Source organism: Flavobacterium collinsii (assembly GCF_902804485.1).
GTDB classification, from domain to species: Bacteria; Bacteroidota; Bacteroidia; order Flavobacteriales; family Flavobacteriaceae; genus Flavobacterium; species Flavobacterium collinsii.
This window is the reverse complement of sequence record NZ_CADCST010000141.1, coordinates 1-7,285: the sequence shown is the minus strand read 5'-3', so window position 1 is coordinate 7,285 and position 7,285 is coordinate 1. Positions and strand designations below refer to the sequence as shown.

The following is a 7,285-nucleotide window of genomic DNA, read 5'->3' as shown; positions in this document are numbered from 1 at the left end:
AAACACCTAATTTTGTATATCAAAAAACCAGCAAAGAGAACTTTACTGGTTTTAATTAATATTGTAAAACTTGTCAACCTATTTTAGGACTAGTCAAAATGATATTATTCAGCAGCTTTTCAAGTTCTTTTGCGTCATTTTTATATCTGCTAAATTCAGTATCCATTCGAAGTACCCACTGTTTTTTATTGTTGTAAGACCAAATTTTAACAGGGATCCAATCTTTAGTTTTTGCAATAATGGCAGAATAATTACCTAGTTGGGTACGTTCAATAGTTACATTGTTAAGATTGTAATGTAATTGGGTTTCGTTTATCCAGAGATTTTTCCATAATTCGTCATTATCCGATTCGAAGAAAACAAAATCACTTTGCAAACTAACCGTACAGTTATTGCTCTTTCCAATTTTGAATTGGTATTCTTTCTTGTTTTTAGATGTGATTTCTACTAAATTCCAGGACAAAGGGATTTTTTCGATACAAAAGCCAAAGTCAGTTTTTAAACTATTTATTTTTTGTTTGGTAGTATCTCTTGTTGAAACATGATTAGTTTTAGGAGGGTTTAGATACTCAAACAGATCCTCAATATTTGCTAAGATTTCGCAATCGCAAAAACCTCCATTTTCGTCCAGCCAATCCAGTACTTCATTTACATTCGAAATGTCGTTTTTTTCTAAAAAGGCTATAGTTAGAAATGGAGTATGGTTGCATTTCTGTTTTGGTAATTCCTGATCTAAAGTGTCAAATAATTCCTGAAAAATATTTTCGTCAACAGGAAGACTTTTTTTGAATTCTATTTGTCTTTCTTTTGCAAGCTGTATCGCTATTTCTTTTCGTTTTGTCCTATCCATAGCGCATTGAAGAGTCAAGATGATAAATTTATAATATGAACGGTGAATCGTTTTCTCTACAAATACAATTCTCCACGCATGGTTATAATTGACGAGCCACCCACTAAGATATCTTCTTCGCGATTCATCACTTCAATCATTGACGCTTGTTTTAACTTAACCCCTTGAAGAATTTTGTATTTTTTATCGGATTTAGTGAATTTCTTTTGTGTTAAAAAGCCGATCAGTGGGCCGGCAGCAGTTCCGGTAGCAGGATCTTCATTTATTCCGATAATCGGGTTGAAGAATCGGGTTTCGACTATATGTTCCTGATTTTCATCAGCAAGAGTGAAACAATAAAATCCTTCAGATTTATATTCTTTTGAAATTTCGATTAAAAGCTGGTTGTCCGGAACAAAACTATTGAGTATTTGGCTGTTTTTTATAGGAACCATGGTATGGGCAACTTCTGTTTTAACTATTGTTGGAACAAAAGCATTTACATCTAGATCTTCAATTTTTAAACCGAGCGCGACTGCAATTTTATAAGTTGGGATTTCTTCTTTAATGACTGCCGATTTTTGATGCATTTGAACAAGAGGATAGAAAGAAACAGGATCAAGAGTAACCGTTAACGGAATGGCGGAATGTTTCATAATTACAAATTGTTCGCTTTCGTTTTGCTCTTCAAAAATGGGCATTCCTTTTAAGAGAGCACCACAGACAGCGCCTAATAGGTTATGTCCTGCACCATCGATTTCGATTCCTGTTGGGGTAAAGGAACGAACCATTAGTGCTTTTTCTCTTGTAGAATAATAAACAAAAGAGGTTTCGGAGTAGCGAAATTCTTTAGAAATATCACGATAAGTTTCCAGCTTTAAATTACCATCGGTAAAAACGACAGAAAGTGGATTTCCTTTATAACTTTCGTTTGAGAATACATCTAAGACGTAATATTCCAATGCTATTCTTCCTTCCATTATTTCTTCTTTACTTTTTTAACGGAATAAAGTTACAGATTATACTATATCAAAACAACAGCTTTTTATAACATTCGTTTTCCCTCGGCGCTAAATTTTATTGCTTTTTCCAATCTTGCAAGTTTTGTTTTTTCTTGCTTGGCGCTCATAATTACGTGAATTATTACTTTTTTGTACGATGGCGCCTGATTGTTGAAATATTCCCAAGCTATTTTATTGTCTTTAAATTGTTTTTCAAATTCCGGGTCAAGTAGGTAAGCTTCTCTTTCATGCGAGTAGATTTTAGATCTTTCTTCAGATCTTAATTCGAAAGCCTTTAAGCCTTCGGGTAGCATGAGTCCGGCCTTAGTGAGTTCTTCTACTTTTTTGATATTGATGGCACTCCATATACTGGATTTTTTTCTGGGTGTAAACCGTATCGTATAACTTTCTTCATCGACAGATCTTCGAATGCCATCAATCCAACCAAAACAAAGCGCCTGATCAACAGATTCTGACCAGGTCATGCATGGCTTCTTGGTACTCACTTTATAAAAACCAACTAAAAGTTCGGTTTCTTTTTGATAATGTTTTTCTAACCATATTCTGAATTTTTCTTGGGTGGGGAAGAAGGTTGCTGTCATTTTTTTGAAATAAAAATCAATTATAAATTTGTATTCGCTTTAATAAAATTATAAAGGTATAATAAATATCAGAAAAGATTTCCGTGACAAAAAACAAGGTTAATTCTTTTGGTTTTGTTGTTTTTCTACCAGTTTATAAATTGTTTTAATCCTCAGCAAGGATATTGGTGCAATAATGATGTTGAAGAAAAAGAATAGGTCAAAGAATGATTCAGAGTGAATTATTTCTAGTGCTATTGTAATTAAAAGTAGAATAAAAAAGAACAGATTGATCCAGAAAATCAATGTGAGTGAAAAGATTTTAAGTTCAATTTTTAACTTTTTTATAAATGAAAGTAATATGATCACTAATCCTAAGCCGGCAGAGATCCAACAAGAGTATATGAAAAATTCAAGTGTTTTAAAGCCACTAAACATTCCTGGGTTTTCAAAAAAGTAAATGAAAAATGTAATTACACTCCAAATATTGGTGAGAAGTAAGGATAGGAGTAAACTCTTGTAGATTGTTTCTTTCATGATTTTGATAGTTTTATAGGTTGTGAGAACTTACATAGCACTTTTGAGCCTTTGTATTTTATTTATAGACTATCAATCATTATTCCATGTTTTTAATGGAGTATATTTTAGTTCTTCGATACAATCACTTTCTTATCTTTGCAAGAGCAATTAAAAAGACTAGAAATCATGGCAAAAGGACCTGAAAAAAACGGAAAAAACAAGGCTTTGCATACCAAATTGCTAAAACGAAAAAAGGCTAAGCTTCAGGAAGAGAAAAAAGCACAGGCATTACGTTTGAAGGCTTTGGTTGCAAAAATGAATGAAAAGAAGAATAGTGATGAGCAAGATGTTATATAAATCTAAATGTATTTCTTTTCTGTTTTAATTTCTCCGAAATTTGCAAATCAATCTCAAAACAAAAACAAAATGGAGGAATTTGGTAGAATAATAGTTTCTGAAACGGCAATGAATAGTGAAAATCTTCAGGATGTGATTCACTCAAACATTTCGGTAATCAATTTAATGCGTGAAGAAGGTGTCGATGACGAATTTATTCACGAAGATGCCCTGATGAGTTATTACTTAGATTATTACTATTCGCAATATGCCGAAGGGAATTTTGCTCAGTTTGTTTATAAATCAGGTTGGAATAAAGAATTAAACGAACTTATCGAAGAAGGTCTGACTTTAATTGGTGCCGAAAAACACCTGGAGTTGTTCCAACAGCAAAGCAAAAAGGTAAAATTGATGAGCAGTGTAAAGCTTAATAAATTTGTTAGCGGAAAACTGGAAGGTGTAAATCCAACTCGTGATTTGCTGAACAACGATACCTTTTATGAGTTAGAAGAAAATCTGGTTACTTTAAATGCTAATTTCTTAAAAAATCATCCCGATTTCGAAGTTCTTTCTGTAGACGATATGTTTGCGACTTTGGAGGAATTTGTAGGACATGAGATTAAGAGGGCTTAGTTTTTAGTTCAAAAGGTTTTTGCAACAGAGATTAACAGCGTTATTTTTTAAGTTTGTTAATCTCGCAAAAACAAGGAGCCGAAAAGGTTTTGTTGTACACAGATTTTAGAAATCATTTTAATCTTTTAAGCTGTGGCTTTTAAAATAGACTAATGAGGCTCAGTAAGATTAATTCCTGTTTTTATTAAAGAATCTTTGTGAAATCTTCACATTACTTTGTGAAATAACTTCATTATTTTAGCGTTCAGTGATTTAGGATTTAAAAGTAAAAAAATGAAACATGGGTACGGCTGTATATTGCTTTTTCTTTGCTTTCAGATTGGGTTTTCTCAGAATAAAATAAACCTCTTTTCTGAAATCAATTACAATTCGATTCCTTCCGTTTCATTAAGCGATTATAAGTCAGTTCAGGAGCGTGATAAAAAATATCAAAACCCAAATATTGCCTTAGGTATTGGAATTTCGGGCGGAGGTTCGAGAGCTCAGTTTTTTAGTATGGGCGTGCTTTTGGGATTGGAAGAAATTCAGGAAGCCAATTCGGAACGTAATTTTCTGAACGAAATTGATTATTTTTCTACCGTTTCCGGAGGCTGTTTTTCGGCAGGATACTATCTGACTATTCTGAAAAATAAACTATATCAGGAAAATTGCTCTTTCAATGAGTTTTACTTTTCAAAGGCAGACGCGTACAAAGATTATGTCGACAAATCGGCCAATATTTTGTCATTACTGAACAACAACCGAAATGAGAAAGGCGACAGAATATCAATGACACAGCGAATCGATTCGGATATTTTGCAATACGATGCCGTAAACCCTGATAACACCAACAAGTTTAATTCTCAAATGCTGATGTCTGATTTTTTTGTTTCAAAAGACAGTAAATCAGTTCCCGTTTTACCCATGTTTGTGGCCAACGGAACGGCGTTTAATAATGGTGAACGAATTCCGTTTATGCCTCATATTATTAGAAGTTTAAATCTAAATTCGTCTTTAGCACCCAATAAAGCTTCGATTGCACTGAATGAAAATGAGGTCAATGACGGTTATAATTTTCCGGTCACTTATGCTATTACCGCAAGTTCGGCTTTTCCGGGTGTGCTTCCGAAAGTAAAATTCGGCGTGAAAGATCAGAACAAAATATTGTGTATTGTCGATGGCGGAGCTTCTGACAATATGGGGTATAAAACACTGATCGAGTTACTGCATGACGATACAAAAGTAAAAGAGGTTAATAAAAAAGCCCTTTTTATAGATTGTCTGGGACAAGGAAAAAAGACACCTTACATCACAAACGCGAAAATCAGATTGATCTCATTGTTTGAAACCGCTTCTTTATATACGGTTCAAACCCGATACATGACTTTTGATAAAGATGTAGAAAATATTTTCGAACGTTATAAAATCCCGATTACCAATTATCAGATCATCGGTTTTACGACCATTCGGGATCACTTGTTAAGGCTTGAAAAGAATCAGGATTATGAAGATTTGGTTGCGGAATTAAAAAACACCAACGATGAGCCGGGTAGCTGGGTCAGACTTTATGGTAATTTTAAACAGGACTTAATAGAAAAGTTTGGCGAAGATTCTTTTAAGAAAGATAAGGATGGTGAAATCATTGTTGCGACTTTAAGTCGGGAAAAGTTTAAGGGCTTAACTGCCAGCCAGATTTTATTATTGTACGAGTACGCTTCGCATGTTGAGACCAAATTAAGAATTACGCCCGAAGAAAGAGAAGTTTTATTGCTATCTGGCAGGTTTGCGGCTTATTTAAAAACCGATGAATTGAAAGCTTTATTGATAGAAAACAAATAAATTTACCCAAAATTGCATTTTCTGCTTAATCAATAAAATTTTGAGAGAACAAATTTCCATTTTTATAAAAAGAACCTTTGTCTTTTTGTTTTTGCCTGTCGTCTTATCGGGTCAGACAAAGAGTACGGATACAGGAGATAATGTTACCCGATATTATTATGACGATCATGTAATTTCTATACAAATTTGGTACGGTCCGGACAAGAATCCGGACAGCACCAAAACCTATTATTCGAATGGAAAGCTGAATGAGGTTTTTTATTATGATGAAAAAGGACTAAAAGATTCGGATTGTTTTCAATACAATCAACAAGGAGAGAAATTGGTAACCTGGAATTTTTCGCATGGAAAACAAATAAGTAGAACGGATCATAAATTGCCGTTTAACAAAGACAGGGAAGAAACGGTAAAAAAGGCTCTTAAAATGCTTACCGAAATCAATATTAAAACCAATTACAATCCTACAAAAGTTAATGATTTGTACAATCGTGGCGTATTAAGCGTGAGTCTTGGCAATATTACTTTAGCTCTTGAAGATTTGAAAAAGGTAGAATATTCGATTGATAAAGATCCTAAAAATAAGGGTATCGTTTTGACAGATTCTTTAGAACAAAAGAAGGATTTGTTTAGAAGCAAACTATATGACCGATTAGCGTTTCTTTATGCTTCGCGCGAAATGGATAATTTTGCTATTCACTATTATAATAAAGCAATAAAGAGTGCTCCTGACGATATGCGTATTTTGTACAACTTTGCATCGTTGCTGCAGCGTAGAAAGATGTATGATTTGGCCCGCTTTTATCTGGAGAAAATAGTAGCTGTAAAACCGAACCATGCACATGCCAGATGGGGACTTGCGCGATTGTACAGTGATACTGGAGAATATGAGAAGGCAATGGAAAATATAGTCTTAGCTTTTGTATCTGAAAAAGCAATTATCGAAAGAACTACGGCTTACGGGGGCAGAGACTTAAGAACTACACGTGGTTTGATTTATCATAAGTTAGGAGAATCAGAGAAAGGAATTGCCGATCTGAAAGCGGCACTAGAAATGGATAAAAACAATTCGTATGCTATGAAAAATCTCGGCATTATTTATCTGGATCAACATAAATACAAAAAAGCCTGCGAATGGTTTCAAAAAGCAAAAGAGTTCAATTATACTTTAGTTTATGATGAAACAGATTTGTCCTCTTTGTTAGAAAGTGCCTGCCAGAATACGCAGCAGGAAATTGTAATTAAGAAAAAACCTTTTGCTTTTCCAAATCCCGCTACTACAGTTGTTTCGGTAAAAGACTTTGGTGCTGAAAACTTTGATTATGAGTTTTTTAGTTTCGAATTAGTTTCTGTTTTAAAAGGAAAAAGTACAGACGGAAAAATTGATATTTCGGGTTTGCCATCGGGTTTTTATGTGCTTAAAGTTGCAGGTGAAAATTCAGCGGAGACTTTTAAGGTGATTAAAGAGTGAAGAGTGAAGAGTGAAGAGTGAAGAGTGAAGAGTGAAGAGTAAAGAGTAAAGAGTAAAGAGTAAAGAGTAAAGAGTAAAGAGTAAAGAGTGAAGAGTGAAG

The 7,285-nt window shown here is 33.9% G+C and carries 7 protein-coding genes; 4 read left to right on the top strand and 3 right to left on the bottom strand.

Going from position 1 to position 7,285, the window contains the following annotated elements; all coding sequences use genetic code 11:
* Positions 1-73: 73 nt before the first annotated feature.
* The 3 genes from FLA105534_RS21735 to FLA105534_RS21725 all read right to left on the bottom strand — a co-directional run bounded on the left by FLA105534_RS21735 (position 74) and on the right by FLA105534_RS21725 (position 2,432).
* On the bottom strand, positions 74-850 hold the full coding sequence (locus FLA105534_RS21735; protein ID WP_173968177.1) for a DUF2695 domain-containing protein: 777 nt from the start codon (positions 848-850) through the stop codon (positions 74-76).
* 56 nt (positions 851-906) lie between these two features.
* Positions 907-1,809, bottom strand: coding sequence for a PhzF family phenazine biosynthesis protein (locus FLA105534_RS21730; protein WP_173968176.1), 903 nt, complete (start codon positions 1,807-1,809; stop codon positions 907-909).
* Between the two features lie 65 nt (positions 1,810-1,874).
* The gene (locus FLA105534_RS21725; RefSeq protein ID WP_173968175.1) at positions 1,875-2,432 is read right to left on the bottom strand and encodes a YdeI/OmpD-associated family protein; all 558 of its coding nucleotides are present in this window, start codon (positions 2,430-2,432) and stop codon (positions 1,875-1,877) included.
* A 684-nt stretch (positions 2,433-3,116) separates the two neighbouring features.
* Here FLA105534_RS21725 and FLA105534_RS21720 point away from each other — a divergent pair.
* The 4 genes from FLA105534_RS21720 (at position 3,117) to FLA105534_RS21705 (ending at position 7,185) form a co-directional block, all read left to right on the top strand.
* Positions 3,117-3,287: a hypothetical protein gene (locus FLA105534_RS21720; protein ID WP_173968174.1), complete on the top strand. Its 171-nt coding sequence runs from the start codon at positions 3,117-3,119 to the stop codon at positions 3,285-3,287.
* Between the two features lie 69 nt (positions 3,288-3,356).
* On the top strand, positions 3,357-3,899 hold the full coding sequence (locus FLA105534_RS21715; RefSeq protein WP_173968173.1) for a DMP19 family protein: 543 nt from the start codon (positions 3,357-3,359) through the stop codon (positions 3,897-3,899).
* 273 nt (positions 3,900-4,172) lie between these two features.
* Positions 4,173-5,717 carry a patatin-like phospholipase family protein gene (locus FLA105534_RS21710; RefSeq protein WP_173968172.1) on the top strand — a complete coding sequence of 515 codons (1,545 nt, stop codon included), beginning with the start codon at positions 4,173-4,175 and terminating at the stop codon, positions 5,715-5,717.
* 40 nt (positions 5,718-5,757) lie between these two features.
* Positions 5,758-7,185, top strand: a complete 1,428-nt coding sequence (locus FLA105534_RS21705) for a T9SS type A sorting domain-containing protein (protein ID WP_173968171.1) — start codon at positions 5,758-5,760, stop codon at positions 7,183-7,185.
* Positions 7,186-7,285: the final 100 nt, after the last annotated feature.